The 26,276-nt window shown below is 58.9% G+C and carries 36 protein-coding genes and 2 pseudogenes; 11 read left to right on the top strand and 27 right to left on the bottom strand.

From position 1 onward, the window contains the following. On the bottom strand, positions 1-780 hold a 780-nt coding region (locus DMP03_RS12680; protein WP_152120905.1), incomplete at its 3' end, for a hypothetical protein. Positions 781-951: 171 nt separating this feature from the next. Between DMP03_RS12680 and DMP03_RS12675 the strand changes: the two genes are divergently transcribed. Further along, the gene (locus tag DMP03_RS12675; protein ID WP_152120904.1) at positions 952-1,329 is read left to right on the top strand and encodes a hypothetical protein; all 378 of its coding nucleotides are present in this window, start codon (positions 952-954) and stop codon (positions 1,327-1,329) included. Between the two features lie 46 nt (positions 1,330-1,375). Here DMP03_RS12675 and DMP03_RS12670 read toward each other — a convergent pair. Next, a pseudogene (locus tag DMP03_RS12670) lies at positions 1,376-1,756 on the bottom strand (ImmA/IrrE family metallo-endopeptidase); the annotation flags it as partial. 2 nt (positions 1,757-1,758) lie between these two features. On the opposite strand from DMP03_RS12670, the gene DMP03_RS14395 reads away from it, so the two are divergent. Genes DMP03_RS14395 through DMP03_RS12655 form a run of 4 tightly spaced genes read left to right on the top strand, consistent with a single transcriptional unit; the run spans position 1,759 to position 3,582 of the window. Continuing rightward, positions 1,759-1,917: a hypothetical protein gene (locus DMP03_RS14395; protein WP_172967154.1), complete on the top strand. Its 159-nt coding sequence runs from the start codon at positions 1,759-1,761 to the stop codon at positions 1,915-1,917. Between the two features lie 58 nt (positions 1,918-1,975). After that, complete coding sequence (locus tag DMP03_RS12665) at positions 1,976-2,467, top strand: TIR domain-containing protein (protein ID WP_152120903.1); 492 nt, start codon at positions 1,976-1,978, stop codon at positions 2,465-2,467. 4 nt (positions 2,468-2,471) lie between these two features. Then, entirely contained in the window at positions 2,472-2,903 is a 432-nt protein-coding gene (locus tag DMP03_RS12660) for a hypothetical protein (protein ID WP_152120902.1), read from the top strand. Continuing rightward, the gene (locus DMP03_RS12655; protein WP_152120901.1) at positions 2,896-3,582 is read left to right on the top strand and encodes a TIR domain-containing protein; all 687 of its coding nucleotides are present in this window, start codon (positions 2,896-2,898) and stop codon (positions 3,580-3,582) included. Before DMP03_RS12660 ends, DMP03_RS12655 begins: the two co-directional genes overlap by 8 nt. 467 nt (positions 3,583-4,049) lie before the next feature. On the opposite strand, the gene DMP03_RS12645 is transcribed toward DMP03_RS12655, so the two are convergent. From DMP03_RS12645 to DMP03_RS12595, 11 genes and pseudogenes are all read right to left on the bottom strand, one after another. Beyond that, complete coding sequence (locus tag DMP03_RS12645) at positions 4,050-4,829, bottom strand: hypothetical protein (protein WP_152120899.1); 780 nt, start codon at positions 4,827-4,829, stop codon at positions 4,050-4,052. Positions 4,830-4,913: 84 nt separating this feature from the next. Next, positions 4,914-5,509, bottom strand: a pseudogene (locus DMP03_RS14695) (hypothetical protein); the annotation flags it as partial. Positions 5,510-5,620: 111 nt separating this feature from the next. Next, complete coding sequence (locus DMP03_RS12635; protein ID WP_152120898.1) at positions 5,621-6,550, bottom strand: ArdC-like ssDNA-binding domain-containing protein; 930 nt, start codon at positions 6,548-6,550, stop codon at positions 5,621-5,623. A gap of 87 nt (positions 6,551-6,637) precedes the next feature. Continuing rightward, on the bottom strand, positions 6,638-6,985 hold the full coding sequence (locus DMP03_RS12630; protein ID WP_152120897.1) for a hypothetical protein: 348 nt from the start codon (positions 6,983-6,985) through the stop codon (positions 6,638-6,640). Positions 6,986-7,056: 71 nt separating this feature from the next. Continuing rightward, positions 7,057-8,058 (bottom strand): DUF6610 family protein, encoded by a 1,002-nt coding sequence (locus tag DMP03_RS12625; protein ID WP_152120896.1) that lies wholly within the window; start codon positions 8,056-8,058, stop codon positions 7,057-7,059. A gap of 157 nt (positions 8,059-8,215) precedes the next feature. Beyond that, complete coding sequence (locus DMP03_RS12620; protein ID WP_152120895.1) at positions 8,216-8,752, bottom strand: hypothetical protein; 537 nt, start codon at positions 8,750-8,752, stop codon at positions 8,216-8,218. Between the two features lie 151 nt (positions 8,753-8,903). Further along, the gene (locus DMP03_RS12615) at positions 8,904-9,590 is read right to left on the bottom strand and encodes a DUF6166 domain-containing protein (RefSeq protein WP_152120894.1); all 687 of its coding nucleotides are present in this window, start codon (positions 9,588-9,590) and stop codon (positions 8,904-8,906) included. A 156-nt stretch (positions 9,591-9,746) separates the two neighbouring features. Next, entirely contained in the window at positions 9,747-10,046 is a 300-nt protein-coding gene (locus DMP03_RS12610; RefSeq protein WP_152120893.1) for a hypothetical protein, read from the bottom strand. A 53-nt stretch (positions 10,047-10,099) separates the two neighbouring features. Beyond that, positions 10,100-10,321 (bottom strand): hypothetical protein, encoded by a 222-nt coding sequence (locus DMP03_RS12605; RefSeq protein WP_152120892.1) that lies wholly within the window; start codon positions 10,319-10,321, stop codon positions 10,100-10,102. Between the two features lie 49 nt (positions 10,322-10,370). Then, positions 10,371-10,646 carry a DUF7389 domain-containing protein gene (locus DMP03_RS12600; RefSeq protein ID WP_152120891.1) on the bottom strand — a complete coding sequence of 92 codons (276 nt, stop codon included), beginning with the start codon at positions 10,644-10,646 and terminating at the stop codon, positions 10,371-10,373. 23 nt (positions 10,647-10,669) lie between these two features. Beyond that, positions 10,670-11,071, bottom strand: a complete 402-nt coding sequence (locus DMP03_RS12595; protein WP_152120890.1) for a DUF6166 domain-containing protein — start codon at positions 11,069-11,071, stop codon at positions 10,670-10,672. Positions 11,072-11,193: 122 nt separating this feature from the next. On the opposite strand from DMP03_RS12595, the gene DMP03_RS12590 reads away from it, so the two are divergent. Next, complete coding sequence (locus DMP03_RS12590; RefSeq protein ID WP_152120889.1) at positions 11,194-12,558, top strand: restriction endonuclease; 1,365 nt, start codon at positions 11,194-11,196, stop codon at positions 12,556-12,558. Positions 12,559-12,574: 16 nt separating this feature from the next. Here the strand turns inward: DMP03_RS12590 and DMP03_RS12585 are convergent, their stop codons facing one another. Further along, a complete protein-coding gene (locus tag DMP03_RS12585; RefSeq protein ID WP_152120888.1) occupies positions 12,575-12,922 on the bottom strand; it encodes a hypothetical protein in 348 nt (115 codons plus the stop codon). An 81-nt stretch (positions 12,923-13,003) separates the two neighbouring features. On the opposite strand from DMP03_RS12585, the gene DMP03_RS12580 reads away from it, so the two are divergent. Beyond that, positions 13,004-13,792: a CBS domain-containing protein gene (locus tag DMP03_RS12580; RefSeq protein ID WP_235908767.1), complete on the top strand. Its 789-nt coding sequence runs from the start codon at positions 13,004-13,006 to the stop codon at positions 13,790-13,792. A gap of 83 nt (positions 13,793-13,875) precedes the next feature. Here DMP03_RS12580 and DMP03_RS12575 read toward each other — a convergent pair whose 3' ends face one another. Continuing rightward, complete coding sequence (locus DMP03_RS12575; protein ID WP_152120887.1) at positions 13,876-14,451, bottom strand: hypothetical protein; 576 nt, start codon at positions 14,449-14,451, stop codon at positions 13,876-13,878. A gap of 92 nt (positions 14,452-14,543) precedes the next feature. Here DMP03_RS12575 and DMP03_RS12570 point away from each other — a divergent pair, with 92 nt between their 5' ends. Next, a complete protein-coding gene (locus DMP03_RS12570; RefSeq protein ID WP_152120886.1) occupies positions 14,544-15,560 on the top strand; it encodes a hypothetical protein in 1,017 nt (338 codons plus the stop codon). Positions 15,561-15,577: 17 nt separating this feature from the next. Here DMP03_RS12570 and DMP03_RS12565 read toward each other — a convergent pair whose 3' ends face one another. From DMP03_RS12565 to DMP03_RS12520, 10 genes are all read right to left on the bottom strand, one after another. Then, entirely contained in the window at positions 15,578-15,973 is a 396-nt protein-coding gene (locus DMP03_RS12565; RefSeq protein ID WP_152120916.1) for a DUF7567 family protein, read from the bottom strand. 74 nt (positions 15,974-16,047) lie between these two features. Further along, positions 16,048-16,413: a DUF7568 family protein gene (locus tag DMP03_RS12560; RefSeq protein ID WP_152120885.1), complete on the bottom strand. Its 366-nt coding sequence runs from the start codon at positions 16,411-16,413 to the stop codon at positions 16,048-16,050. A 5-nt stretch (positions 16,414-16,418) separates the two neighbouring features. After that, positions 16,419-16,910 carry a hypothetical protein gene (locus tag DMP03_RS12555; protein WP_152120915.1) on the bottom strand — a complete coding sequence of 164 codons (492 nt, stop codon included), beginning with the start codon at positions 16,908-16,910 and terminating at the stop codon, positions 16,419-16,421. 106 nt (positions 16,911-17,016) lie between these two features. Then, a complete protein-coding gene (locus DMP03_RS12550; protein ID WP_152120884.1) occupies positions 17,017-17,439 on the bottom strand; it encodes a hypothetical protein in 423 nt (140 codons plus the stop codon). A gap of 75 nt (positions 17,440-17,514) precedes the next feature. After that, entirely contained in the window at positions 17,515-18,177 is a 663-nt protein-coding gene (locus DMP03_RS12545) for a DUF6735 family protein (protein ID WP_152120883.1), read from the bottom strand. A gap of 68 nt (positions 18,178-18,245) precedes the next feature. Beyond that, on the bottom strand, positions 18,246-18,626 hold the full coding sequence (locus DMP03_RS12540; protein ID WP_152120882.1) for a hypothetical protein: 381 nt from the start codon (positions 18,624-18,626) through the stop codon (positions 18,246-18,248). A 107-nt stretch (positions 18,627-18,733) separates the two neighbouring features. Then, on the bottom strand, positions 18,734-18,922 hold the full coding sequence (locus DMP03_RS14690; RefSeq protein WP_152120881.1) for a hypothetical protein: 189 nt from the start codon (positions 18,920-18,922) through the stop codon (positions 18,734-18,736). Between the two features lie 142 nt (positions 18,923-19,064). Further along, on the bottom strand, positions 19,065-19,952 hold the full coding sequence (locus DMP03_RS12530; protein ID WP_152120880.1) for a biosurfactant protein 1: 888 nt from the start codon (positions 19,950-19,952) through the stop codon (positions 19,065-19,067). 99 nt (positions 19,953-20,051) lie between these two features. Beyond that, positions 20,052-20,978, bottom strand: coding sequence for a transcription initiation factor IIB (locus DMP03_RS12525; protein ID WP_152120879.1), 927 nt, complete (start codon positions 20,976-20,978; stop codon positions 20,052-20,054). 232 nt (positions 20,979-21,210) lie between these two features. Beyond that, complete coding sequence (locus tag DMP03_RS12520; RefSeq protein ID WP_137685129.1) at positions 21,211-21,615, bottom strand: hypothetical protein; 405 nt, start codon at positions 21,613-21,615, stop codon at positions 21,211-21,213. A gap of 143 nt (positions 21,616-21,758) precedes the next feature. Here DMP03_RS12520 and DMP03_RS15005 point away from each other — a divergent pair, with 143 nt between their 5' ends. After that, positions 21,759-21,908, top strand: coding sequence for a DUF7837 family putative zinc-binding protein (locus DMP03_RS15005; protein ID WP_363463562.1), 150 nt, complete (start codon positions 21,759-21,761; stop codon positions 21,906-21,908). On the opposite strand, the gene DMP03_RS12515 is transcribed toward DMP03_RS15005, so the two are convergent. Next, the gene (locus DMP03_RS12515) at positions 21,896-22,804 is read right to left on the bottom strand and encodes an HFX_2341 family transcriptional regulator domain-containing protein (protein ID WP_152120878.1); all 909 of its coding nucleotides are present in this window, start codon (positions 22,802-22,804) and stop codon (positions 21,896-21,898) included. The genes DMP03_RS15005 and DMP03_RS12515 overlap by 13 nt on opposite strands. Before the next feature lie 206 nt (positions 22,805-23,010). Here DMP03_RS12515 and DMP03_RS12510 point away from each other — a divergent pair, with 206 nt between their 5' ends. Together DMP03_RS12510 and DMP03_RS12505 are read left to right on the top strand one after the other, a co-directional pair. Beyond that, positions 23,011-23,799 (top strand): hypothetical protein, encoded by a 789-nt coding sequence (locus DMP03_RS12510; protein WP_152120877.1) that lies wholly within the window; start codon positions 23,011-23,013, stop codon positions 23,797-23,799. Between the two features lie 95 nt (positions 23,800-23,894). Beyond that, positions 23,895-24,257 carry a hypothetical protein gene (locus DMP03_RS12505; RefSeq protein WP_152120876.1) on the top strand — a complete coding sequence of 121 codons (363 nt, stop codon included), beginning with the start codon at positions 23,895-23,897 and terminating at the stop codon, positions 24,255-24,257. A 541-nt stretch (positions 24,258-24,798) separates the two neighbouring features. On the opposite strand, the gene DMP03_RS12500 is transcribed toward DMP03_RS12505, so the two are convergent. Continuing rightward, entirely contained in the window at positions 24,799-25,665 is an 867-nt protein-coding gene (locus tag DMP03_RS12500) for a DNA-binding protein (RefSeq protein ID WP_152120875.1), read from the bottom strand. Between the last annotated feature and the right edge of the window lie 611 nt (positions 25,666-26,276).

The raw sequence follows: 26,276 nt of genomic DNA, 5'->3' as shown, positions 1-26,276 counted from the left end.
ACGGCCCCGTTTGATCTCGTGATCGACGCGACGCAGGTGTTTGCAGCCGCCCTCGGGTGAGCGCTGCTGCCAGTCGGGACAGGTACACGATTCGTCGATGACGTCGACTTCGTACCGGTTCCCGGACGCAGACTGCACCTCGTAGCGGCCACCTTTCGAGAGGAGCGAGACGTCCATCGCTTCGGCGACGGCACGCTTCGTGCGGGGCTCGAGATCGTCCTGTGACTCTGCGTTCTCGTCGACGATCAGTCGGTCGCGAACGTCGCCCGTTCGGCCACCGTCCGGAGCGACGGCTTCCGCAGGGCCACTGAGCCGCTCGTGGAGCAGTTCCTCCACCGGATGGCCTTCCGGCCACAGGTAGTGGACCTCGCGGCGCTCGCGATGGTCGTAGGAGCCGCACGCCGCTGCGCACCCAGTCCAGACGCGCCAGGCCCCGAGTGCGGCCATCACGTCGACGATGTCGCGGGGAACCGTCTGGTGGTCGTCCGGGAAGAACACCCGGAAGCGGGTACACGCTTCTTGCGGCGGGACGGTCTCCCACCAGTCTTCGCTGGAGCCCCAGCTGTCGTACATCGCGTCGTCGCTCCCGTAGCCGACGGTCACGCCGTCGATCGGCGTCCAGTCTGCTGGGAGGTGTTCCGCCTCGCCTTCGAGCACCCGGAGGACGGCGTATCGGAGGTACTCGTGGGCTTGGTTGTCTGTCGTTCGAGCGACCTGATCGTGCTGCTCGGCAACGTGCTCGGCTTCCTCGAGGACTGTCGTGAGATAGTCGTCAGTCATGATTCGACGGAGGTCAGAATGCGCCTCCGCCCCTCGGCGGGCGCAAAAAACTTCCAGGAGTTGGAAGCCCGCGTTCTTCATTCAGAATTGATCGGCCTCAAAATGGCATCCGGACTGCTGCCTTTGAGGAGTGAAATTTAATGTGGTACTAGTTACTATACAACATACAAGATGCTCAGGGGACTCATCGCGTTTGTAGCATCGCTGTTTACCGAGGCCGTGAAGTTCGCAAAATGGCCATTCAATCCCACCAACGGTGCGGGCCAGTACGTCACACCTTCAAACCGCCATTTCCTGACAGGGAAGGCGAATCTTGTGGTGGCGTTTGCGTACCGTCTGGGTCAGGCAGGGGTAAATTTCGGCAAGGCGCTTGTATTCGATGTGTTGGCTCCATTAGTTGATGCCATAATCGGTCTTGCGAGCGACCTCTACCACTCAAATCCGAATTATACTCGAATGGCGCTTCGCGGTGGGGTCTCTGCAGTTCAAACAGTTTTCGCAGTAGGTGTTGCTGGTCTATTGCTACTCGTCGGACTGTTCCGCAAGTGAATCGAGAGGATTAATCTTCGAAGATATCGATGAGTCCCTCTGCCGCTCAAGTGATCCGTCCGAGCCGCTCGCGAACAACCTCGGGATCGTCCGACTCCCAGGCTGCGAGGTAGAATGCAGAGCCGCTGATGTCGAGCCCGCAGTACCGCCCGACGACGTACGCGACGGCTTCGGCCTCGACTTCGCGTTTCGCCCGCTCGGTGTCGTCGTCGACGTCGAAGTGGAGCAGGGCGTGCGCGTATTCGTGGACCAGCGTCCGGGCGAGATCGGCGTCGTTCTCCCGATCCCGAACCTCGACACGCGGCTGCGTATCGACGAGACTCAGCTGCTCGCAGATTCCCTTCGCCTCACCGTGGGTCCACTCGGCTGACGGAATGATCCGCACCGTCACGCCGAGTTCATCCGCGGCGTCGGTTAGGCGATCAACGAATGGGGATGCGCGATAGGAGGATAGCTGAGGGGCTGAGGCAGTACGGAAACCAGTACTCCGAGATAATGTTCTTTGCAGGAGACAGCCACATCGACTTGGTAGGTACCCTTCTCGACAACGAATTTGAGGTAGTCGAGAAGGGGAAATCCCGGCCTTGACCCGGTAGAACAGTAACTATTTGAGGGGTAAGCGTCACCACTCCGTTAAGAAGTAACAATGGTTCGGAGAGTATTCTTCAGCTTCCACTTCGACCGCGATCACTGGCGGGCCAACCAAGTCAGGAACAGCTGGCTGACTCAGGACGACCGAGAATCTGCCGGATACATCGATGCAGCTGACTGGGAGAGCCTGAAACGTCAAGGTGACGACGCGATCAAACGCTGGATCAACGACCAGATGAAGGGTACCTCAGTCACAGCAGTTCTCATCGGCAAAGAGACCTACAACCGGGACTGGGTCGAATACGAAATCAAGAAAAGCTGGAAGGAGGGCAACGGCATCGTAGGAATCCGAGTCCACAATTTAGAGGACAAAGACGGCAGAACTGACTCCCGAGGGAAGAACCCGCTCAGCAACATCTACATCGAGGAAACCGGCCGGAAAAAGTTCTTCGACGACATTTTCAACACCTATCGCTGGAAGCGGGACAGCGGCTACGATAACCTGGGAGACTGGGTTGAAGAAGCGGCTCAAATAGCAGGCCGGTAAGAGCATGGTTTCGGACGAGAGCTTCCATCAAGAGCTCGAGCAAATCCAGAACGTTATCGACCGGCAGGCCTCTAACTCTTTCAAAATCAAGGGATGGACCGTGACCTTGGTCGTGGTCGCTCTGCTCTTCCGGACGAATAACTTCCAGCTATTCGCGGCATTCATCCCTCTCATCGGTTTCTGGTACTTGGACGCATATTACCTGAAGCAGGAGCATAGGTTCCGAGAGCTCTATAACTGGGTGAGAAAAAACAGACCTGACAACGAAGATCATCTCTTTAACATGGATCCATCCAGGGTTGATGGTGATGTCAACGGCACTGCCAAATTGATGCTAAATACCTCTTTGCTGTGGTTCTACGGCACGGTCGGCGGCTTACTTATATTGTACTCGGCCCTCCTGATCTTGATCAACGGAGGAAATATCTTTGGTTAGACAAGTTTTCTTCAGCTTCCACTACGGCCGGGACATCTGGAGGGTGAATCAGGTCCGAAACAGCTGGGTTGCTAAGAAGGACAGGGAAGGTGCAGGGTTCGTCGATGCAGCAGAGTGGGAGGAAGTAAAGCGAGAGGGTGAAGATGCTATCAAGGAGTGGATCGATGACCAGATGCACGGCACATCTGTCACTGCAGTCCTGATTGGGAATGAGACAGCGGACAGAGACTGGATCCGATACGAGATCAAGAAAAGTATCAAGAGAGGGAACGGAATTGTCGGAATCAAAGTCCACTCTCTGAAGGACAAAGAGGGCAGTACTGATTTCAGTGGAAGCAACCCGTTGAAGAAGTTCGTCGTAGAGCAAGACGGCGACGTGCAAACCCTCTCCAGTATTTTTCCCACCTACCACTGGGACAGGGACAACGGGCGAGAAAACATCGGTGACTGGGTTGAGGAAGCCGCCCAGGCCTCTAATCAATTATCGGATGTTCAGCGGAGATCGGTTAGACGCAGAGAATCGATCGCTGAAGGCCTGAATTTCGATGCTGGCACAGCTGTCGTTTTGCTCATCATCATCGCTATCTTGATCGACCAGTATACGGATATAGACCTATTGGAGAATTTTGACTTATCTCAGTACCAGCAGAGAACTGGAGACGACAGTATGTTCCCATAACTTACCCGTGTGGCAGTAAAACCCAATTCAACAACCACAGTATGCCTCCAGCAGATTCCTCTCAGCAACAGACGGACGACTTCCATAGTCTTCCGCCTATCCAGTGTGATGCGTGCGAGTCTGCTCTCCACTCTAACAGTGGTCACACGCTGTCCTTCCTTCTCTTGGATCAGCTCACGCTCCCTCTTGTCGGATGTCCTGAACACGTTGAGCAGTTCACGTCTGTCTGCGGTTTGTCAACCGAGAACACAGCTGAATTCATAGAGCATCGGCCAGCCGGCGGTATAAACTGTCCCAGTTGCCACCTCGCACCCCATAATCCAGATCAACCAGTGGTCCCGGTACAAGACGGAGCAGTTGCCATCCTTGCCTGTCCAGAGCATCAGGCAGAGATCGTTGGCCGGTTCCACACCGGTCTTGATATGCAGCAGCAGCTAACTGCTTCCCTCAATACGCTACAGTAGCCCTCAAATATTCTTCTTAACCCGGAACAGGATTCGGGAAGCGTGACGGGCCTGCTCCCTGTAGCTCTCAATCTCGTCTTCGGTGATGTTGGTCTCGATGGAGTGGGCCTCTGCGTTGGCGTCCTGCCGGAAAGCGTTCAGTTGATCGATGAAGTCGCTGTCAAGGCCTCCAGACAAGTGCTGGAAGTCGCTTAGGTTGTCCTCGAAGTTGTCGATGAGTGTGCTGAAGTTCTGAAACCGGTGGTTGTCCGGACGGTAGTACAGATGGATCTCCTGTATCCCGTACTGTTTTCGAAGGATGTCGATTAGCAGGTTCTCCAGAAGCTTTCGTGTCAGGATGAGGGTGGCGTCGTTGACTCCAATACTGTAGCACTGGTTGATGTCCTCAACGAGGTCAGGGTAGAACGTGCCTGGAACGTTGGCGATGTCGAGGAACTGTTCGGAGTGGAATGTGGAGTACAGGACTTCTGTACCCGGTTCTTCGTTTTCAAGGATTTCCAGGGCTGGGTACTTCTCCAGAGTTTCTGAGTCGGTGTCGGCCAAGGTGTAAATCCGCTCCATGACACCGACCGCCTTTTCCTCGTCTTCCTCTGTTACTTCTCTGAGAAACTGAGTCGTGTTCGCCTGCTTGTCGTCGTCGCTGTGGTTCCAACTGGCGTGGAACCGGTCGATATCTCTCAGCGTGTCTTTGACATCGAACTCTGTAGCGACCATTCCCCAATCATCGGTTTCCAAGTCGTTCTGGACGGCAAACCGGGTGAATTGGCCGATGAGGGTATTCATAGGATCCTGAGACATGCAACCTGGTTCAGGGTTTGACTACCTGAAACTACCGCACTACCCTGGATTAGTTATAATATAACTCGTTTCGTCGACGGCGCGTCGGGTTCGCGGTTCGAGGTCGTATATTGGCTCGAGTCTTCCGTGACGACCATCCGGTCGCGAGCATCGCCTGTTCGGCCACCGTCCGGCGCGACGGCGTCGGCAGGGCCCTGGAGCCGATTCTGCAGGAGGTCTTCAACCGAATGCCCTTCCGGCCAGCGGTAGTGGACTTCGCGGCGCTCGCGATGGTCGTAGGAGCCACAGGCCGCGGCGGTCCCAGCCCACGCGCCACGCGCCGAGGGCGGCCATCACGTCGACGATCACTCGTGGAACGGGCTCGTGCTTGTCGGGATAGAAGATTCGGAACCGGGTACACGCCTCTCGCGGTGGGATATCGTCCCACCACTCGATGTCGGCTCCCCACCTGTCGAACATCGCGTCGTCCTCCCCATACCGATGGTCACACCGCAGATATCGAGCCCATCCACTGTCGTCTCGGTAGCTTCGCCTTCGAGCAGCCGAAGAACGGCGTACCGCAGGTACTCGTGTGCTGGATCATCCGTTGATCGTGCGATCTTGTCGTGCTGTTGTGCAACTTGTTCCGCCTCGTTGAGGACAGCGGTGAGATACTGGTCATTTATGATTCGTGGTGACTGAACTGCGCCTCCACTCCTCGGCGGGCGCTGATAGAATTAACCAACAAACCACCGTCTTCCCGGTCGATTGTTGGTTAATGAGGAAGAATTGCGTGTTCAGCTTTCTCCAACCGTCCCGATGATCTCTTGTGCAGTGGAGCTGATCCGCCCGAGACGCTCCTGGATGCCTGCCGCATCGCCGTCCTGCCACGCGGCGAGGTAGAACGCTGACCCGCTCGTATCCAGGTCGAAATACCGCCCGACGATGTACGCGACGGCTTCGGCTTCGACCTCGCGTTTCGCGCGCTCTGGTTCGTCGCCGACGTCGAAATGCAGCAGCGCGTGGGCGTACTCGTGAATCAGTGTCACTGCGAGGTCGGCCTGATTCGAGCGGGCTTTCGCCTCAACGACAGGGCGGTCGTTGTCTCCACTCCGATGTTTACAGATGCCCTTCGCGTCGCCATGCTCCCATTCGGCAGCGTCGACGATCTCCACAATCACGCCGAGGTCATCAGCAGTATCCCTGAGTGCGGGCACCAACCCTTCGCCGTTCCCAGTGGCCTCGGTTTCGAGTTCGGGCAGCGGCTCGCCCTCGGTCTGGGAGACGTCGAAGACAGCTGTGGGCTTGAAGCCAACCAGGCCTTTGGACCATTCCTCGGACGGTGTCTCGTCGTAGTCACAGTCGCTCTGCTCGTGGTAGCTCGGCGAGTTCTCACACTCCGGGCACTGCTTGGCGATGATTGGTGCCCAGATCCAGATGGCCGACTCGCCCTCCTGGACGTGCCGGTCGAACTCGTTTCGCCAGGTGTTGTAGCCCGCGACCTTCGTCGCCTCGGGACACTGGAGTTTGATGAGGAGTGTGTTTCGATGCGAGTAGTCGTGGAACCGGGACTGGACATCGAGCCACTCTTGGAACTCGTCACTGGCCTGCGCGTCGTCGACGCCGGTGACGAGGTCGTCGATCCACTGTTCGATAGTGCTGTTCATCTCGTCTGATCGCGTGTCGGTCTCCTCGAAGGAAACCGCCGAGTTACTGGTTGTAGCCATTGTAGTCACCAAATCGAGTTCACTGCGACTGCGGCAGTTCAGGACGCGCCGCACCCCTCTGGGGCGCACAAAAAACCGCTCTCGCGGTTACCGGAGTTCGTGGGGTTCGTCAGCAAAGCCGACCGTGACGAGGTACTCGAGGAAGTCGTCGAAGCGTTCGACGTCGCTGGGCGTGTCGGTCGCGAGGTGCCGCGCCCACTCGATTGCCCATCGAAAGACGGGATCTGACCCGCCTTTGCCGTGAATGTACCACCAGCGGGCCGCTTTCAGCACGACGAGCGGATTCGTCGGTGGCTGCTCACCGGCGAGCCCACGGGTGATGGACTCGATTTCGTTGGGGACGTCGGCGGGATCGACCTCCGCTGATTGCGTGTTGTCGATATCGACGGGAATATCGTCGACCGAGACGTTGTCGGGACTCTGTTGTTGACTCACTGGAAGTCTCCTCTGAGAGCTTTCGAAGGAGCCCTCGCCCTCTCTGGGGGCACGAAAAACAGGTCGCGAAGTCACGCCGGCGGGAGGTAGACGCTCTGTTCGCCGGCGATCTCCTCGAGGTTGTTCCGGTGACGGTGGCTGAAGTAGCACTCGTAGCTGCAGTATCCACAGATAGCGCCGGTATCGTATTCGGCGACGTGCGGGCCACGCCGAGTTCGCCAGACGTTCGTCCCGCACTCGGTACAGGCGGCGTCCTCAAGATCGGCAGGACTCGGTCCCTCGTACTTGACGTCGAGCCCCTCGTTTTGTGGTGTCGTTTCGGGCCAGATTCCGTGGGATTTCCAGAACTCACGGACTCGGGCGAGGCTGTGACGCACCGTCTTTCGCACGGTGACGTGGTCGGCGTCGCGACCGCTGTCGTCCCACCCGTCAGCCGTCCAGAACTCTCCGAACTGCGCCCCGCGATGCAGGCCGTTCCAGTCGAGACCGGCAATGTCGGCCGGTGGATCGTCCGTGAGCGTCGGTCGGGTCAGTTGCTCGATGACGTCGAGCTGTTTCGGCGGGCTTCCACCGAGGATATGAACACGACGGCCCCGCCAGTCGGTCGGCTCGGAGAACTCGTGGGCCAATCGGTCGGCATACCCTCGTGAGTAGCCGAGCACGAGGTCGTCGGGAATCATGTCGATCACCTTGCGGCACTTGGGGACGATGACGAGGTCTGCATCGGGATAGCTCGCCTGGATCTCGCGCGTAGCGGCCACGTACCTATCGACGTCGTCGGGGTCGTACACGTCTCCAATCACGCCGACCTTGGGTTCGTGTTCGAAAAATCGGGCGACGTATCGATCCAGATCGGGATTCCGAAAGTCGTTATCCAACATCCCGACGGGGATGTTCAGATGCTTGAACTGGGCCTGCTGATATCCGCAGTCCTCTCGGAACCCAGGTAGGTAGCCGAGCCTGTAGGCATCCAGAGCGAACGGCGCTCGATGAAGGAACGCCACGCTGCCGGCTTGTCTGGCAGCGGCAATCTCGCGTTCAGTGCTGCTGCTGGGGCTGATATCGAGCGACATGAATGTGGCCTGCGAGGGCGAATCCGGCCGCCCTGCACCCTCTCAGAGGGGCAATAAACGGAGTCGCAGTCCACTATTAACCAACGTTAAACCCCAGACCCGCACTTTGTTGGTTAATTATCTGGACGGCTCCGATACCTGCCAAGGATTTTCCAACTCACTCGTTGGGCTGACGCCGCCGGCGTACCTGCTCTGGATTCGGCACCCAAGGATGAACATCCCAGCAATGGAGGGCGTGCTCTCGTGCCGTATCGAACAGCGCCTCACATGACCCACATTCGTAGATCGTCTCGGGCCAGCGTTCTGTGACGAACATCGCCGTCACCGTTGATCTGATTGGGTCTGGTGCAACCGACCGCCGGACGTAGTCATAGCCGATCACCGTCTGTTGACGAAGCGCCGACTGCGCCAGCCGCTCGGGCCGGTCTGCTGGGAGATACACCCAGCGGACGAACCCATCTTCAGAGTCTTTCGCCGACGGTTGGAAGATGAACCACCGATCGTGGTCGTCGCGGAAGAGATACCGCTCTCTTCCCCGATTTTGGAGATAGAGCGGATCGCCGCGACCCGGAATCACCCGCAGACCGATGAACGGGGAGATCGGGGCGAGGAGTCGCTCTTCCAGCGTGATCGAGCTGGACTCTCCGCATGATTTCTCGGCCTCGAAATCGTCGAGCGTCGCTTCGCCGGTCATAATTCACGGGGACTCATCTCGTCTGTGTCTTCTCCCGCTGTTCGCTCGTGCCGGTCATTGTATCGCTCGAGTTCTCGGCCGATGCACTCCAACGCCTTGGCGGCGCGTTCGATGAGTCGGTGCGTGGCTCGCGAAAGTCGGAATTTCTCCATCAAGTGTCCTCCTCTGGCTCGACGAGGTCGTTACTCTCAGTGACGAGTTCCTGAACGGCAGAGGCAGGGTCGTTTTCGACCGGAAGCGTTCGATGGTCGAGCGGGGCGGGATACGCTCGGCCACCTTGCGCGCAGAGGATGATCAACCACTCCTCGCTCCCGTCGCCGAGGACGACGTAGTGGTCGATGTCTCGGCGCTGGAAGACCGTCCGATCTGCTCGACTCACGGCGCTCCAGTTCGCCGGTAGCGACGGCGACGATTCCCCTCCATCTGGTGTGAGTGCGTGGTGCGCTTTGAACTCGGCGAGTGCTGCTTCGATGCCGCTCCCAGTGAGGTGCCAGCAGTCGGCTGGGCCGTCGCACGCCAACTGACTGACCACCTCGTTTCGGAACTGGATGTAGTGTTGCTGGGCGACGGTTTCGTCGTTGCTGTAATCGAGGAGGAGCGCACAGGCGAGTTGCGATGGACCACTTCCGGTGTAGCCCCAGTCAAATCCCGCCGGGCTATGTCGCACGAGATCGAGGCTTCGATTGGGGGTGAGGCGCTCGTGTTCGGTGAGGTTCAGCACCACTGGCGTCCCGTCGACGCGCATCCCGACGTACTCGACGCGGTCTGCATTCGCCTGACATCGCTCATTTGCATCCTGTACGACTGATCGTGGGTCGGTGGTCGGATCCGTCTCCATCGGTTGAATGCGGGCGTTCGGATTCCCCGCACCCCTGCTGGGGGTCGAAAAACCACCACCGGCTATTAGGCCCTCAGCGTCGCTTCAAAGTTAGAACTCAGACTATTATAGTTCAGACTATAATATTTCGGCGGATAACTAATCAACAGGGGCAGTTTATTCTTCGAAGAGACAGCGGCTGACCCCATCATCACCAGCGAGGGTCTGCTGGTCTTCGTCTGTATCAGCGAAGAGGGTCGACTGATCACCCTCCGATGTTTGCTCAACTTCGGGTCGGTCGTCGACGCCGAACTCACTCGGCTCGGGGCGATCAAGCCGCGAATTCCGGTCGCGGTGATCCACGTCGTCACCGAAGTTCTCGAGTGAGGTCTCGACGCTCGCTTCGGTCACTTCGAGCTGGCAATCGTCACCGAACGCTGTCTGTCGCTGAATCTCGATTTCGATTCGATCGCTCATCTGGATTGAGCTTCCACCCACCGAGGCTCCAACAGACACCTCCGGGTGTTGGGTCAACCGTCTTCTGCGCGGATTTCGCTGGCCCGATGCTCGAGTCGGCGCAGGATCTGGATGCGCTGCTGATTCGCGTTCTCGTAGGCGACGCAGGCTCGTAGCGTCTCCATATCATTGATCGTCACGATGCCGGCGTTGATGAGTCGCGTATTCGGAGCTTCGAGCCGTTGCTCTGGTGAAAGCTCGTTTGCGTCAGTCGATTGTCCATCAGGATTGGTCACAGATGATCGCCTCCAGCACTGCTGAGGCGCGAAAAAACAGCGTTCTCCGCTACCCGTCTTCTTCCGGCTGAATCTGACGGGCGTCCTCAGCGAGATCGTGGATGTACTCTCTGAGGATTTCCATGTCCTTGCGGGCGTCTTCGAGGGTCTTGCCTTTCGCCTTCGCGATCACTTCGTCTTGATCTCTGGTACCGGTTCCCCGTTTGAGCTTCACGGTGAGGGAGACGCCGACATCACTACGTTCGACGTATTCCGTTCGTGTCCGCTGTTCACTGGCTTCGGTCGATTCGCCGTTCGAACGAGACGACTGGTTGTGTTCTGACATGGATTACTCTCGGTGATTGGTACTTAGATGGAAGGTGCGACCGGCTCTCCGAATGTTTCGTGCAGGACTGCGTCGATGTCACTGCCGGTGAGGCGCCAGCATCCGTCGGGGCCTGTACATTCGAGTTGGCTCACGACCTCGGTTTTGAACTCTTGGTAGTGATCGAGGGCGAACGCCTCGTCGCCCGTGTAATCGAGCAGAAGGGCGAGTGCGAGTTGGGCCGGCCCGCTGCCACAATATCCCCATTCGAATCCCGAAGGACTGTGATTCGCCAGCTCGAGACTCCGCTCTGGCGTGAGCTGTTCTTGATCCGATTGCTTCTCGACGATGGCGCGGCCTCGACGGCGGTAACCGACGTAGATGACGTCGGGATCAGCCGAGGTCCGTGACTGTACATGCGAGCGTGGGTCGCTGATTCCACTCATAGGTTGGTTCGCGGGAGGCTCGTTCGATCACCCCCGCACCCCTCTCGGGGGTTCAAAAAACAGGACGGGCTGTGTTCGACAACGTATTTGACAGTTGCAACGCACTGTCCAGGTATATCGGGATGGCTGTACTGGACGATCTCTCGGGGTTCGAGTTCGAGGACGTGATGGAGGACGTGTTCCGCAACCTCGGCTACGAGAACGTCCGCCAGGCCGAGAAGACGGCCGACGAGGGCCGCGACGTCCTGATGGAGGATGTCGTCGACGGCACGCGGCGTGCGATCATCGTCGAGTGCAAGCACACGGGGACGGTCGGGCGGCCGGTCGTCCAGAAGCTCCATTCGGCGATCGCGACGTTCGACTTCGACGGCCCCAAACGCGGCATGGTCGTCACGACGGGGCGGTTCACGAATCCCGCCCAGGACTACGCGAATCGACTCCAACAAAACGACGACCCACACCCAATTGAGTTGCTTGACGGCGAGGACCTCCGTGAGATCGCTGACGAAATCGGCCTTGACCTCTACAACGGACGGATCGAGATTCTCTGTGACGAGACGCTCCGCCCGTACGACCCCGCGGTCGATTTCGACGCGCCTGTCGAGGAGGCGTTCCGCGACATCGAGAATATCGAGGCCGCCGACCTCCCAGAACCGCACTCGTCGGTGACATTCCGCCCGGTGGTCGCGGTCACCGCGGACACAAACGCCGTCTTCGAGACGTCGGTGGGCATCATCCACCGAATCAACGAGCGGACGCGGTTCGTCGTTCACGCCGAACGAGGACATCCGCAGGTCGCTGCTGACGACGTCGCGACACTGGTCACGGAGAACCTCCACGCCACGGTCGAACTTGACACCGAGCAGTTCGGAGAGGTGTTCGACGATGTCGGGGAACATCGGTTCGGGCAGACTCAAACGGAGTACAAGGAGTGGGCCGTCGAGCGGCTCCAGAAGCATCACACGACGACGGTGACCTACACTGGCGACAACAACGTCACGTACAACAAAACCTGTGAGCCGAACCGCTCAGATATCTCCGTCCAGTCGATCGAACCAGTGTACCTCCCCGAGGTTCGACATATAAACGACATCCAGGAGTACACCTACTCCTATGAGTACTTCGTAGCGGGCCCGTCCAGAGTAACCGCCGAGGACGGTATCCATCGTTGCGTCCACTGCGAGACCAGCGGTGTCGACGAGATGTACACGTATTGTCCGAACTGCGGGGCGATCGCCTGCGACAGCCACACCGAGACCGAACGGCTTGAACAGGAGCCGGTCTGTACGGGCTGTGCAGTCACCGAGCGATTCGCGCTGAAGACGAAGTACTTCTACGACGAGGAGAACCTCGAAGCGTTCCGCGAAGAGTACGCGAACATGCCGATTCACGAGAAGGCGATGGAGAATACACTGCTGGTCGGTGGTGGTATTGTAATGACGCTACTGGTGATCCTGGGCCTCCTCGCCGCATCCGGAGTGCTCTAGATGTCGCCAGTAGCCGTCAAAACTCTGCGAGACTCCGGTTCTGTGCTGGCGTCGTCGCTCTCCCAACCTGGATGAGCTCGAACTGCGCCAGATCGACATCGACGGCTCCGTCGATTTGGTTCCGAAGCTCGTCGTCCAGCGATGCGACCTCGATCGCCGTCAGTGGTCGCTGAGTCAACGCGTAGCTGCTCGCCAAACCTGTTGGTCTGATAGCGAGCACGGAATCGGCTGGCGCGTCCCTGAGCGCACACTCCGCATCTCGGTGGGTGTAAACTCTCGCCCGCAACTCTTCCACTGGCAGCAACGCAACTGCGTCCCCGTAGTCGAGATATCCGCCCGCATCGAAGAAATGCGCTATGCTCATCAAATTATACTTAATAATTACTTTCACTTATTTCTTGTGCTGGCCGAAGGATTATTCGCCGCGAAGCCGAGGGCTGGGATAATGGGACGAGACCTCTACGTCTGTACCGCGGGTGATCTCGCTACGCGGTCGATTGCGTCACAATCACCGGATGCCACGGTCGCTGCGACCACTGACTGGCTTGAGTCGGAGGGATATGATGTAGCACCTGTCATCGACGGAGAGACAGTTGTCGGATACGTCGAACTCGACCACCTGCAGGATGCAGCGGCGGACGATCAAATTGCAGCGCACACGAACCCAGTAACGCTCGAGGAGATCATCAGTACCGACGCCACGTTCGATGAGGTACTCTCGGCACTCTACGAGGCCCCGTTTTATTTTCTGGGCGGGCGGAACCGGCTGACGGGCATCCTGACGCGTGCCGACCTGAACACGTCGCCCGCGCTGATCCACCTCTTCGACCGCATTACACTACTCGAAGAGCGCTTCCGTGAGCTCATTCTTGACGAGGCCCCTGACTGGAAGGAACGTGTATCCCTCGATCCGAATATTGTGGAAGATATCGAAGAGAGACACGCTGACGCCCGCCAATCAAACATCGAACTCGATGAAACCCATTACGCTCAGTTCTCAACGCTTGCGACAATCATTAGCAGTATCGAGGCCTGCTGGGATGCCTGTGGCTTTTCGAGTGATCACCGAGCGTCGAGCCAGCTCGACGACTTGACCAAGTTGCGAAACTCCGTTGCTCATTCCCAACTGATCGTTCAGCACACTGGCGAGGGGTTGGGAAAGGGCAGAACGATCGGGTCCGTAGAGCAGACCTACACGACACTCACTGACTGTCTGGACGCTGTCTCGACGTAACTACGGACACCACAAGAATACCCTCGAAGAACCACCTGCTTTCGAGACTTCTACAATTCTATGAGTACCGATCAAACCATTTCCTACACGGGTTCAGCGAGCAGATCGTCGAGAGCGACTGTCAGCGCCCCTTCGAACTGCCAAGTCGCCTGTTCAAAGGCTTCGTCGGTTGGGCCGTCCCAGCGAGGGAATGCGGAGTGACCGCTCACTTTGACTGTCCACTCGGCGGGCTCGTCGAATGCGTTCGTCGTCGGAAGTTCGACGACGTAGAGGTACTCCTCGTCGCCGTGGATGCCGTCAGCCGGATTCTCGACGCCGTGGCCCAGCAGGAACAGCGGCTGGTCGAGGTGCTCTATGTTGGACGGCTCGAGGAGGTCTGCTGGCTGCGCCGCATCGATTGTTCGTTCCGGGTCGCCATCCAGATAGAAGCCGACCGTCGAGAGCTTATCGAGAAACACGAACGTCGCCGCCGTGTAGGCTGGACCGCGCTCGGCACGGGTCGCGTCGAGAAGTTCCTTCAACTGAGCGAGGTCGCGCAGTACACTCGCCGGATATCCGTCTGAATGCCGGTACACCTGCGCGATCCGCTCGTCGTCGCCGTCCGTTTCACTGGGCTGTTCGACTCGTTGAACGAATCGGAGTTGACTACGTGTCGACATCGATCACCGCCGGCGCGTTTGCGCCGGCACCCATCGCCGGCGCAAAAATAACATTACATACCCTATAACAACAGTCTCAACGCCCCTGTATTATGTCAGAGTCGGATCTCTCTCGACGTGAACTCGTTGCCAACTTAATTTTGATACTATCAATAGTCGGGTTCCTGTTTGGGGCGCCTGGAGTGATTGAGGATGAAGGTGGCCCTTCAGCCTGGGGAAGTGGTGGCTTTGCGATGTTCGCTGATGGTCCAGGGGACGATAATAATCAAGCGGACTCTGAGGATCCAGCGATTTGGATTGGTGTAGAATCACGCGTCTCTGACACCCTAATAACAACTGAGCAAAAGGCAGAGGTTGAGGTTCGCTTGTCGAACGATGACCACAGACTGGCTCATGATGTAGATTTTGAACTGGTGGTCACTGAGAATGGGTATCGAGATACTGTTATCCTCCGGGATACGATAACAATCCCCGCTGGTGAGACGAAAGAGGTCACTTACGAATTTTCGCCGAATGAGGTGACACAGAGTTCAATCAGTTACCCTCACACCGTTTGGGTAGATACTGTCATTAGCTCTGATGAGGGAAGAGTCGGCCATTCTTCTCGAGCAACTTCCGGTCAAATCACGTTTAGACTGCCCCAGTGGGAGCGATTCAGAGCCCAGCTGTTCGTGTTCTCGTTTGTTGCGATAATTGTGTCTGCTTTGGCAAGCACCCGCCTACGTAGGGGCGTAATTCAACTGAGAAGCGACTTTCGTCACTCATCGTCTTCGAACTCAAGTCCACGAGATACGTTGATTGGATCTATCGGTGTGGTGAGTGAGATCACTGGCCGACTCCTCAAGCTGAGTTCTCAAGGTAGTAAGGAGCACCGTGAGAGATTTAGTGATGATCCCGGTATCTCTCTGGGTGCTCTCTTCCTGTCTTATTTAGTCTGCCTACCGGTTTTGTTACTTGCTGGGACAATCGTAATTGTCACTGAAACATTGGACGAATTCTTTGGTGGAATCACCGCCTATAACGGTACCATCATCACCTATTTGTTCGCTCTATATGTCGTATTAGGGTTCCTCGGGTACTTTGTCGCTTTAGGAACCTCTCGAGAGTAGTTCTAGTCTAAATCATATTATGCCAAGTGGGATATTTCGCTCGGCTCCTCAATATCCTCGAATTCCCCTCGCTCGACCGGCTCCCAGTCCTCTCCAGGTGCTGGACTCCACCAGTCAACCTCGTAGGCACCCGGTGCACCGAGGATTTTCACCCGTGCCGACCCATCAGGCAGGTCACGACGCAGTTTTTCGTCGACGTGAAGGTTCCACGTCGAATCCGTGTCGAAGCAAGCGAGGACAGCCTCCTCGTAGCCGCGTGTCTCCCGTGATTCTTGGAGTTCAACCTGCGTGTTGCAGTTCTTGCAGAACACCCCCTCGAAGGGAATGTGGCTGAATATCTCGTGCCCGCAGACGGGACACCAGAGGAACTCGAACAGTGCCTCACTGTGTCGGTTGAGTATTTCGAGACTCATCGTTGGACTGACCCAGTCGAACCGGGCCACCCCTCGTGCCCGGACGAAAAACAACACGACGGACATCCGCTTAGTCACCGCTCGGTAGCGTAGATGATGCGTGATGGTGCTTCATACCCACAGTCCAGACAGTCGAACCAGCGCTGGACCTTCGCCCCGTCTGCTGACTTCTCACCGACGAGGACGTCGTCGCTCGGACACTCCGGACAATTCAGCTTGGGCGCAGGCTGCTTCCGGAGTTCATCTCGGAACGACTTCGCGTCCTTCGTCCCGTACCCCTGCGACCACACCGGGTACCCCTCGACGAGGATAGCGCCACGCCACTTGTACCGGTAGGAGGCGGGGGCTCGGTGCAGGACGGCTCGGGAACCGGTCTCGGTGTTTCGATACGCGAGCGTCGGCGTGCGACTTTCTCGTGCCCAGTTGGTGATCCGTGGCATCGTCGTTAGAAGTGGACGTCCGCGGGGACGATCCAGAGGTCCTCGCTCTCTTCGAGGACTCGATCCAGTTGTTCACGGTGACGGATGCCGTTCGCGTATTCGTTGTACAGGAAGATTGTTGGCCCGTCGTAGGCGCCGACCTGGTGGAAGGCGTGCCGAGCGAGATCTTCGTCGCGCATGATCTCCTCATCGGAAAGTTCGTCAAGTGCTTCCCTCACCCGGTCGAGGTTGCGCTCGAACTCCTCTTTCGTCGCCCCCCAGCCACGCTCAAGCAGGTCTTGGCCGTCATCGGAGTCGACGGGGGCTGCAGTCGGCAATTCACCCCACCGCGCCTTCCCCGCAACGGACGTGTCCTCCTCATCGAACGTCACGTGGTAGTCGAAGACGGCGCTGGCATGTGGGTCCGCGCCGACTAGGCGGTCGAACACCGTCTTTCCGGTGGATAGTGCTTCGTCTTCTGTCGATGCTTCTACCAGAGCGTAAATCACCATGTGCATCTCGAACACCTCGAAGCGCCGACGCACCAGGAGTCGTTGCTCGCTCACTCCTGCTGCGCCGGCACCCATCGCCGGCGCTCGAAAAACCTGATCTAGCGGTCGATTTTTAGGACTCGTTCGCTCGCTCGACTGTGATGGTTAGATTGCCCGACGCGTAGTCGGCCTCGAAGTCGACGGTGAACGCATCCGAGTCGTACGCGGCGTGGTAGGCACGGTGTCGTTCGAGTGACCCCGTCGCCTTGAAGTGGAAGAACGCAGCTGCAGTGTAGGGCTTGCTCTGAGTCTCGACTTGCGTCTCGACAGAGGCCGGGAGCGCGATTTGTGGTGTGTCCGTGTCGATACTCGCAGCGAACGCCTTCGCTTCCTCGACGCTCGCCTGCGAATGTGCGGGCGTCTCGCCGGTGAGCACGTTTACCGGCGTCTCGGTATCGTCGGTGAACAGGACATCGTGGAAGGTGCGTGTCCCGAGGACTGCGTCGGGATCTAACTCGCAATCGTGGAATGGATCGTCGTCTGGTTTCTCGGGCATCAAATCACGAGCCTACGGTGGGGCTCAGTTCTTTCTGCCCCAGAAAAACCACCATCTGCTTCGACGCAAATCGCCCTACGAGCGGCTGAGTGTCGCGTCCGGAGACGGTGCTTCACCGCTCGGGATGCGCAACTCTTGGCGCTTTCCGATCCACTCGCCGAGCTTCTGCTTGAGGTACTGGCGAGCCGTCGACTGGGTGAACACACCCTTGTCGACCATATCGCCAACGACGTCTTTCAGTGCCCGGAACTGCCCCTTCAGATGGCCATCGCCGACCGGCTCGCCGTCGTGCCACCGAACGGTCGCAAGCGCCCCGTTCCCGACTGTCTCGCCGTGGTCGACCGTCTCTGAATCGTACTGGAGGCCGAACCATAGTGTCCGGTAGGCGGCTACCTCGAATGTCGTCGACACCACGAAGAACGCCTCGTGATGGAGGTAATCGAGATGGTCAGCGATAATCTCCTCGAGCGTGAGCCCGGTGGCGCGGGGCTTCGGCTCGACGACCGTCGATGGGCAGTCTTCGCCGGCGAGGTAGCTGTCGACGGCATCTGCCTCGAGGCCATCGGCCAGTTCCGCCAGCAGCTGTTTCGCCCACTTTGAGTCGGTGTCGTCGCCACCGAACGGTGTTTCGGCCGAGATTCGGTGCTTGAGCTTCAGGTTCGCTGCACCCCAATGAGAGTAGTGGAGCGTGTACTGTCCGTCTGTGCGTTCGTACGCAACGAGTGCGCGGTGGCCCATTGAACAATCACCTCACAGGACGACCCACGACTGGATCGCCCCGCACCCCTCCCGGGGGACGAACAACGCTACTCGTCGATCGGGTCGGGGGAACTGAGGTCCGCGTACAGGACCTCACCGTCGCGGATGACGTACCGCTTCGCCAGCACGGGAAAGCGGCACTTGGTAAATCCGGCTGTCTGAATGTCGAATTCTTCGTCCGGTTCGAGATATTCTGCGAGCGACCGGAGGAACTCGTGGGTGACGATGCCACCGTCGTAGTCAGGAAGCCCGTTCTCACGAGCCTCGTACACGTCGAAGCTGTCGTAGCCCCAGATGATCAGTTCGCCGTCGTCGTCCACCTCCCAGTTGAGCGTCCCGAAGCAGTGGTTCTCACAGAGTTCGCGGACTGCCTGTGGATCCGATACGAGCGCGCCGGTCGATGTCGTTGTGGCTTGGAGTGTTGCCATGGGTTGTTCTCGGGAGCGGTCTCGCGCCCCCGCACCCCTTCAAGGGGGCGAACAACCGCTCACGCTGTGACGGCCACAGGACACTGCGTTGCCGACGCGTCGTGCTGTCAGGATTCTTCTTTGGCGTCACCGTCCCCCGTCGTATTCGGTTGGGTGAGAACATCTACCCGCTCGAGGAGCGTCGTCGCGGTGCTAATTCGCTCTCGATCAGCGGGCCCCAATTGGTCGGCGTCGATACTGGAGAGGCTGCTAAGCGCGCGGTGGAGTCGATAGCCTGGGGTGTCTCGTGGGTCCATGTGTGCGCCTCCGCCAATTTACGGCGCGAAAAAACACCGGCGGGCAGTCAGCGGGGCGGTCCGGGAGTGATCTCGAACTGGTCTCCAATTAACTAACAGGACGAATCGATATCGGGATTAGTTGGTTAAACTGACACCGTCTCTATTGACCGGCTTCGGGTTCGGGCCCATAGCGAGGTGTCCCGCACCGCTGACACTCCCACATGGGCTGCCCGGTCCACTCGTCGTCGGGGATAGCCTCGAATTCGCGAAATCGATGCTTAGTCTCCCGATCACACTCCCGACACTCGAGGTGAGTTCTGTTCGGGCGCTCGCGTCGTGGCTGTTCGGTATCGGTCTTGCCAACGGATTCCTGGAGCGCAATCGCCGGCACCAGCCAGAGGTCGTCGTCTGCGTCCTCACGTAGGCTTGCAAGACGATCTTCGGAGTGAACCCCACTCCCGGTTTCCTCGTAGAGGAACGTCGTGTGCTCGCCGTCGTGACAGGACTGCGTCGTCTCTGTCCACGCCGTCCGCTCACGAGCAGCCGCGAGCAGCTGATTACCACATTCAGACGTGACCCGTGTCGCCGATGGGAGCGAGGGCCACTGATCGACAAGCCGTGGGGCCGGTTCCTCGTCGAGATCATAGATTAGCTTGCAGTCATCGACTACTGGGTCATCGTCTGCCTTCGCGAGGAGGGTAGCCGCAGCAGATCCCTTCCCGACGGCGCCGTAGAACGTCGACGCCTCAACGACTATGTGGATGATATGGAGGAGAGTCTGTTCGGCAGTCGATGTGTCCTGATCGTCGGCTGCTTCGAGATGGTTCGTGAGACAGAACCGGCACTTCGACTGGCCAGCGGGGATCGACGCTCCACAGGAATCGCACTCGGTCTCACCTTCTGTCGGGTCGTCTGGATAGCCCGCGTCGACGCCACCAGAGCGTTGCCGCCGGGGCTCGCCACTACTATTGGCGAGTTGATCGTCGGGAACGTGGGTCGCTTCGCCGAGCGGTCGGAGGGCTTCGTAGTCGGCGTACTGGTCGGTCATAGAGTGTTCTGGCCGTATCATGCTTCGTCTTCGGATTTAAACAATGGCTCTCACATCAATCAGACAACAAAATACAACCGAAAATCAGCAGTGTGGACGTTAGACAGCCAGTTCGTCCAGTGTGTCGCGGTGGGTCCGTACGGTAACCACCGAGACGTTCGCAACGTCAGCGATGTCTGACTGGGTGAGCCACCGTCCGTCTTCGCGTCCGGCCTTGTACAGACAGGCTGCAGCGAACCCGGACGGCCGAACCCCCGTGGTTGCCCCGGTCGATTCGGATGCTTCTGCCAGCTGCCGAGCCCGCTGCCGGATTTGATCGGAGACGTCGAGCTCCGAGGCCAACCGCGGAACGAACGCACTCGGCGTCACGGGCTGGGCTGGCAGGCCGAGTTCCGTATTCAGCGTCGTGTATGCGTTCGTCACCCGCGATTGCTCGACGCGCGCCGACTCGGTGATGTCGTCGAGCGTTCGCGGCCGCCCGTTACACCGACACGCGCCGTAGACACTCGCGGCGGCCATCGCCTCGATCGACCGGCCCTGCAGGAGGTCCTCGTTCTGAGCGCTACGGAAGAGCTGGCAGGCCTGGTCACGGGTCGTCTCAGATAGTTCGAGCGCACTACTGATCCGGCGGACTTCACTAAACCCATGTGCGAGGTTGCGTTCAGCTTTCGACTGAAACCGCCCACGGGTCTGTTCACGCCGCATCCGAGCGAGCCGCCGTCGCTTCTGTCCTGAGAGTTCGTTCCCGTTCGCATCGGTCCCGCGGCCGATCTCCGTCGATAACCCTCGATCGTGTCGTGCCGCCGTCAACGGAGCGCCCGTGCGCTCCCGTTCGTCTTCGTCGAACCCTCGCCACTCAGGCCCGTGGTCGATCCGCTGCTCGTCGATGACGAGCCCACACTCCTCGCAGACGGTTTCGACTGTATTGGTGGTAACCCGGCCGTCGCACTCGGGACACTGGTTCGCACTCGATTCCGTTCGGACGTCTTCGTCAAAGCCAGTTTCGTAGATGTCTCTGGTTGCCATCGTTCTCACCGTGTTCAGGATACTCGCCAGTACAGCGAGCCCCTCACCCATTGAGGGGACAATAGACTCTATGCAGAACTGAAGTGCCTATACAGGGAGTCGGGTGAACTTCGACACCTGCCGTAAGAACGGCAAGAAGTGAACCGAGGTCCTCGACTGGGGCTACACCAATATGTCACTAGACCTCTTGTACACCAGATGAGCCCTTCCTGACCAAAATGATGGGGCAGGACTAATCGTCCCGCTTCAGTGCTGCGTAGTACGGCACGCCCATCCTCACCGCGCCAATGAGTCTGTAGATGCCGTAGACGGCGCCAAGGGAGATACCGACGGTTACAGCCCCGAACTCCATCCCGAGCTCTATCAACATCGTCACACGCGGCAGCACACGACTGAGCAACGGGACGGATTGCAGGAAGAGGCCTGAGTCGAGAACGAATGGTGTACCACCGTAGACGGCGAGCAGGACGGCGTCCTTGAACTTCAGCACGCCAAAGAGGAGTAGCAGGCACACGCCACTGTAGATCCATTCGAGGTTCTCTAGAACGGCCTCCCGACCCACCGCGATAGAGGTGTCCTTGTTACCGGAGAAGTCACCTCGGATCTTGTTGATGGTCTGATGGAGGTCGTCGAACACTGTCGGATAATCAGACTGTTCCAGCATAGGTCTTGTTCCGGGTTCCACTTTCACTTCGCTTGGATCGAACTTTTGAACGTATACTCCGTTATTACACTTGGAGCCTGGAATACAGTGTCACACGCTCCAGCGCTCCATCCCCCATGTCGTCGGAACAATCGATCCTCGGAACCTGTCCGGCTTGCGACACCGAGATACCCGCAGGTATGCTCCTCATCGAGTACGAGAAGGACGACCACCGAGCGGTCTACGCGGAGTGTCCATTATGCGAGGATCCAGTTCATCCCCGGTGAGTTTCCACCCACATCCGCCCCATCGTCGAGAGCTGCGTTTCGAGACTATTTCCGACCTTCTCGCGGTCCACATACCCCTTTTCGTCGAGTTTCGAGACGTTGTACTGGACGCGGCTGCGGAACGACTCGTCGTACTCCTCACCCTCTTCTTCGGCCAGCTGTTCGGCGAGCGCCGACGTCGACGCAATCGGATCCTTCCCAAAGAGGAAGTTCAGAATGGTCTTCTCGAAATCCTCAACGTCACTGCCAGGCGACGACGGGAACTCGACGTACATCTGCCCGTCGAGGTCTCGGGCACCCTCCGTCACACCGCTTTCGTTGATTCGGTCGAGAAGCTGCACGATCTCCTCGTACTGGCTGTGCACGGTCAGGTCCTCGTACTGCTTCAGATCATCGAGCGTGTCCGCGGCGTTCTCCAGAACCTCCATCATCCGGTGCACGAGATATTCCTCCGGCGAGACGTAGTAGGTGTGGAGCCGGTCTCGAATTTCATCCATAGCCTCCTGGAACTCGGCGATTATCGAGTCGGCCGCAGTAGCGAACGCGAAGGCGACCGTGCGAGGCATCGAAGAGATGTTGACAAAAACCTCGTTATCAGCCTTCAGTTCGTCGAGGATGTAGTCGTACGCCATCGGATAGAGGGTCTCATAGTCAAACATGCCCTCGATTTCGATGGATTCGCGCTGGACCTCGACGTCAATCAGTTTGAACGAATCTTCCAATCGGCGAGTCATATTCGATGCGAGTTGCGCGGCCTTACTCGTTGCCTCATCGTCTGGATCGCCTTCGTGCGTGATGAGCACGACTCGGTCGGCCTCCATCTGTCCCTGCGAAATTGGGTAGATGAGACGCTCGAAGTCGAATCCAACTGGGATGATATGGACTCGTTCGGTCATAGTTCCCTCTGTCTGCGGTTTAGGCTAAAGACCTTCGTTATACGCTTCGTATGTGGGCCGAATTATGATCTCTAAGGGCAGTATGTATTTTAGCAAGCCTAAGAAATAGCGTTTGTGCGAACAAACGCAAACAAGACTTAAGCCTGTGCGGTGAATAGTGTCACGACAGGCGCCACCGAGACACAACCGCGCCTGAGAGATCCGACATGCCCGGCGACCGATTCCCGCACGAGTTCGTACCGAAGACCAAACCTGGAGCTTCCACCGATAGACGCCTTTTCGGCTACAACGTCGAGGAATTCCCGGCCCTCCAAGCACCGTTCCGCCGGTCGACTTGGTTCGTAAACCAACCACGAGAGGCGTTCATGCATCCCGACCAGATGCTCATCATCAACTCGATGGAGCAGAACGAGTTCCTGGTCGGTCGTACTCCTGAGGACGAGTTCGAGCGGCTACAGGAACTGGACGGGATCGTCGACGTCTACTTCCCAGGCGACCGCTGGGTCATGGACAGCGACGAGATGGACCGTCGCGAGCTCCTGAGCGAGATTGAGCGATCGGTCGAGGGACAGAAGACGCTCTACCGGATGGTTGAGGATGCCGGACTCGACGTCAAGCTCTATCCCATCATCGTGGGGTGGAAGCCGTGGCACTACGAGCACTGCCGGGAGCTGTTCGAGGTCTTCGGTACGAAGTCGTGTGCCTTCGACGGGACCGAGTACAACTCGAAGTTCAACCTCTGGGACGACCTGGAGGCCCTGGTCGAGACGCTCGGCCCGGATCGGATCTACCTCAACGGTCGGGTCTCACACGAACATCTCCTCCACGCCCCAGACGAGGTCGTTGCGTTCTCCGGGAAGACGTCGATCCTGGACGAGTGCAGGCAACCAAACGGGGAACACGACCCCGAACGGTTGACCGAGACTATCAATTGGAGGATCGAGGCCCTGCACAGCTCGCAAACAGCACTTGACGAATTCATGGTGATCAACTAATGCCACGCAAAGGCGGCGGACCACCTGACGGACGTACCGACGAAGAACAATGGCAGCCTCCGGGACGAGAGGAACCACTCCAACGGTCACTCGATATGGCCTTGGAACTTGAACTGGACGATGAGGAGGAAGACCCGGAGTTCATCTACGGCGATATCGTCCACGATACTGAGGCCGACGAGCCGATCGCCTTGGTCGTCGTGAACATTCCTGGACTCGAACTCGACGAGTGGGAGTTCGAGGACGGAGACACGCTGGCCGACAAGACTCCGAAGTACCCGGATGACGACGAGGTCATTGTAGTTACCCCACTTGATGTGCTTGAAGAGTACATGCCGAGATGGGACAAGCGAGAGGCCGCGATCCCCCTCGAAGAGCTCGTTGATGAGGAAATTCCATTCGCCCCGTTTCCGTCCCTCCAGCTGGTCCGGGTCCAGGACTCTCACCTCCGAGACTGAGATGGCCGACGAACTGTGGCCGTTCTTGGTCTTGCTTGCCCTCTTGGTCCTCACCGGAACGTTCGGGACCGTTATGGGCGCATTCGGGGACGTGGTACACCTCCTGTGTCCCGACCCATCGAACTCATTCAGCGTCTGGTGGTGTTAGGTGTCCTGCATCGTCTATGACCGAGGCCCCTTCCCGCAGGTTCGTTGGCGGTAGGTCTTCCTAGGGGTCCAGTGTGGCGGCTAACTGTGCTTCGACGATCGGTGAGTCGGTCGTCCGGCGAGCTTCGCGGAGGTGAATGCGAAGCCGTTCGCGGGCTGTGAGGGTATGTTCCTTGAACATCGTTGCTCAGGGCACGTTGTCTGCCCCACTTCCCCTCTGGCTACACACAAACACCCTCTCTCAACCCCGGACAGCCGTCTCACCGCGCTCCTCTCAAGGGTGCGAGCCCGGTCGTGGCTGCCGGCCGACCAGCGGGAGGCCGGGAGCGGAGGGTGGGGTGGCGGGGTCTGGGTCGGTCCGGCACACAGCAAAAAAGAAGATTGCCTCAACTGGCTATTCTTCCCACCACCGACCGCGCTCCGGGAACTCGATCCTGCTCCAGCCCGTGATGGCGAGACTGCACCGGCCCTGGTACCAGTTCTTCTTGACCGCTCTGAACCTGACCGTCTGCCCTTCTCGAACTATCGTTTTCCCGCTCTTCTCCCAGACCGTGAATTTCGTTCGCCCGCTATCGTCCTCGATGAGCCCGACTTGTTGAATTGAGTTGTCACTTGGGGTCCAGAGCTCAGTGATTTCACCCTGGACTGTCACTTCACCGACCGGGACGTCCGGCACATCCGCGATGGGCACGATTGCACCGGGGACCGCCTTCTGCTCCTCCAACGTCTCCAGCACCGCCTTCGTCACGTCCTGCCCGCGCTGCACCTTCTCGGCCAGCTGCTTTGCGACGACCGCTCTCGACCAGCCGCCTTGCACTTCGTCGCTGATCCGCATCGCCTGCTTGTTCACCGCCGCGAGTTCGCTCTGCGTCAGTTTCTCCCGTGGATCCGTGCGCTCCACCGGTTCGGGCTCGTCTCGGCCACACTGCTCGACGACGACCTCCCGCGTCCGCTTCGCGCGTCCCTCCTGCTGACTGAGTTCCGCTTGGGCACTGATGTGCTCCAACTCGGCCTCCCGTGCCTCGATGCGCTCTTCCTGTTCGAGGGTCTTCCCGAACATGTGATCCGGGCCTTCCTCGACCCGCGCATCTGGGTGGTTGGAATCGACTTTCGCCTGCACTTCCATGTCGACCGTCGCCCGGAACTCCGGGGTCTCGTCGACGACCTCGAACCCATCCTCGTCGACCTCGACGTCATCGTGTTTCTCGAAAGCCTGTTCATCGACCGAAACCTCATTACCGAAGACGTTCTTACTCGACATTGGAGTTCAGCTCCTGAAGGCGCTCACGCGCCCGACACCGCGATGCCTCAACATCGCGGATTTCCTCGACGACAACGACCGACAGACTCGTCTGCGCGCTCTCGCTCGCGCCTTCGCGAGCGCCCTGTGGGCGCGAGCGAGAGCGCGCCCGAGGCGGACGACCATCCAGCACCGCGCGCCGACCCGCCCGGAGCGAGCGGCCAGCGGGATATGCCCGCTCGTGTCCGGCCCGATGTGCGGGTCCGTGTCCAGGGCGACTGTCGCCGAGAACGCGCGCCGCGGTGTGGCGCGCGACAGCGCAGGCGGCACCAAGCGCTGGAACGCGAAAGCCCGCAAGGGGCGCAACCGACGGGGATACCCGCTGGCGCCGAGGGCACATCCATTTTAGCCCGGAACGGGCGCGGGCGGTGCGGAGAGCGCCCGCACGCCCGGAATGGTCGGTCGCGAGCGACGCGGAGGGCGGAACGCGGCGAGCGGTGCGGGCCATAACGGACACACCTGTCTAGCCGGCCGCGACACTCGGCGATCCAGCTACCGTCCTGGTGGACTCAGAAAGGGCGAGGCCGCCTCGGCCGTCCCCCGACCCCGCAAGCACCGCAGGCACGAGGCGC

Origin of the sequence: Halosegnis rubeus, from assembly GCF_009184545.1 — an archaeon.
In the GTDB taxonomy this organism is placed as follows: domain Archaea; phylum Halobacteriota; class Halobacteria; order Halobacteriales; family Haloarculaceae; genus Halosegnis; species Halosegnis rubeus.
This window is presented reverse-complemented; position numbering and strand designations above follow the sequence as displayed.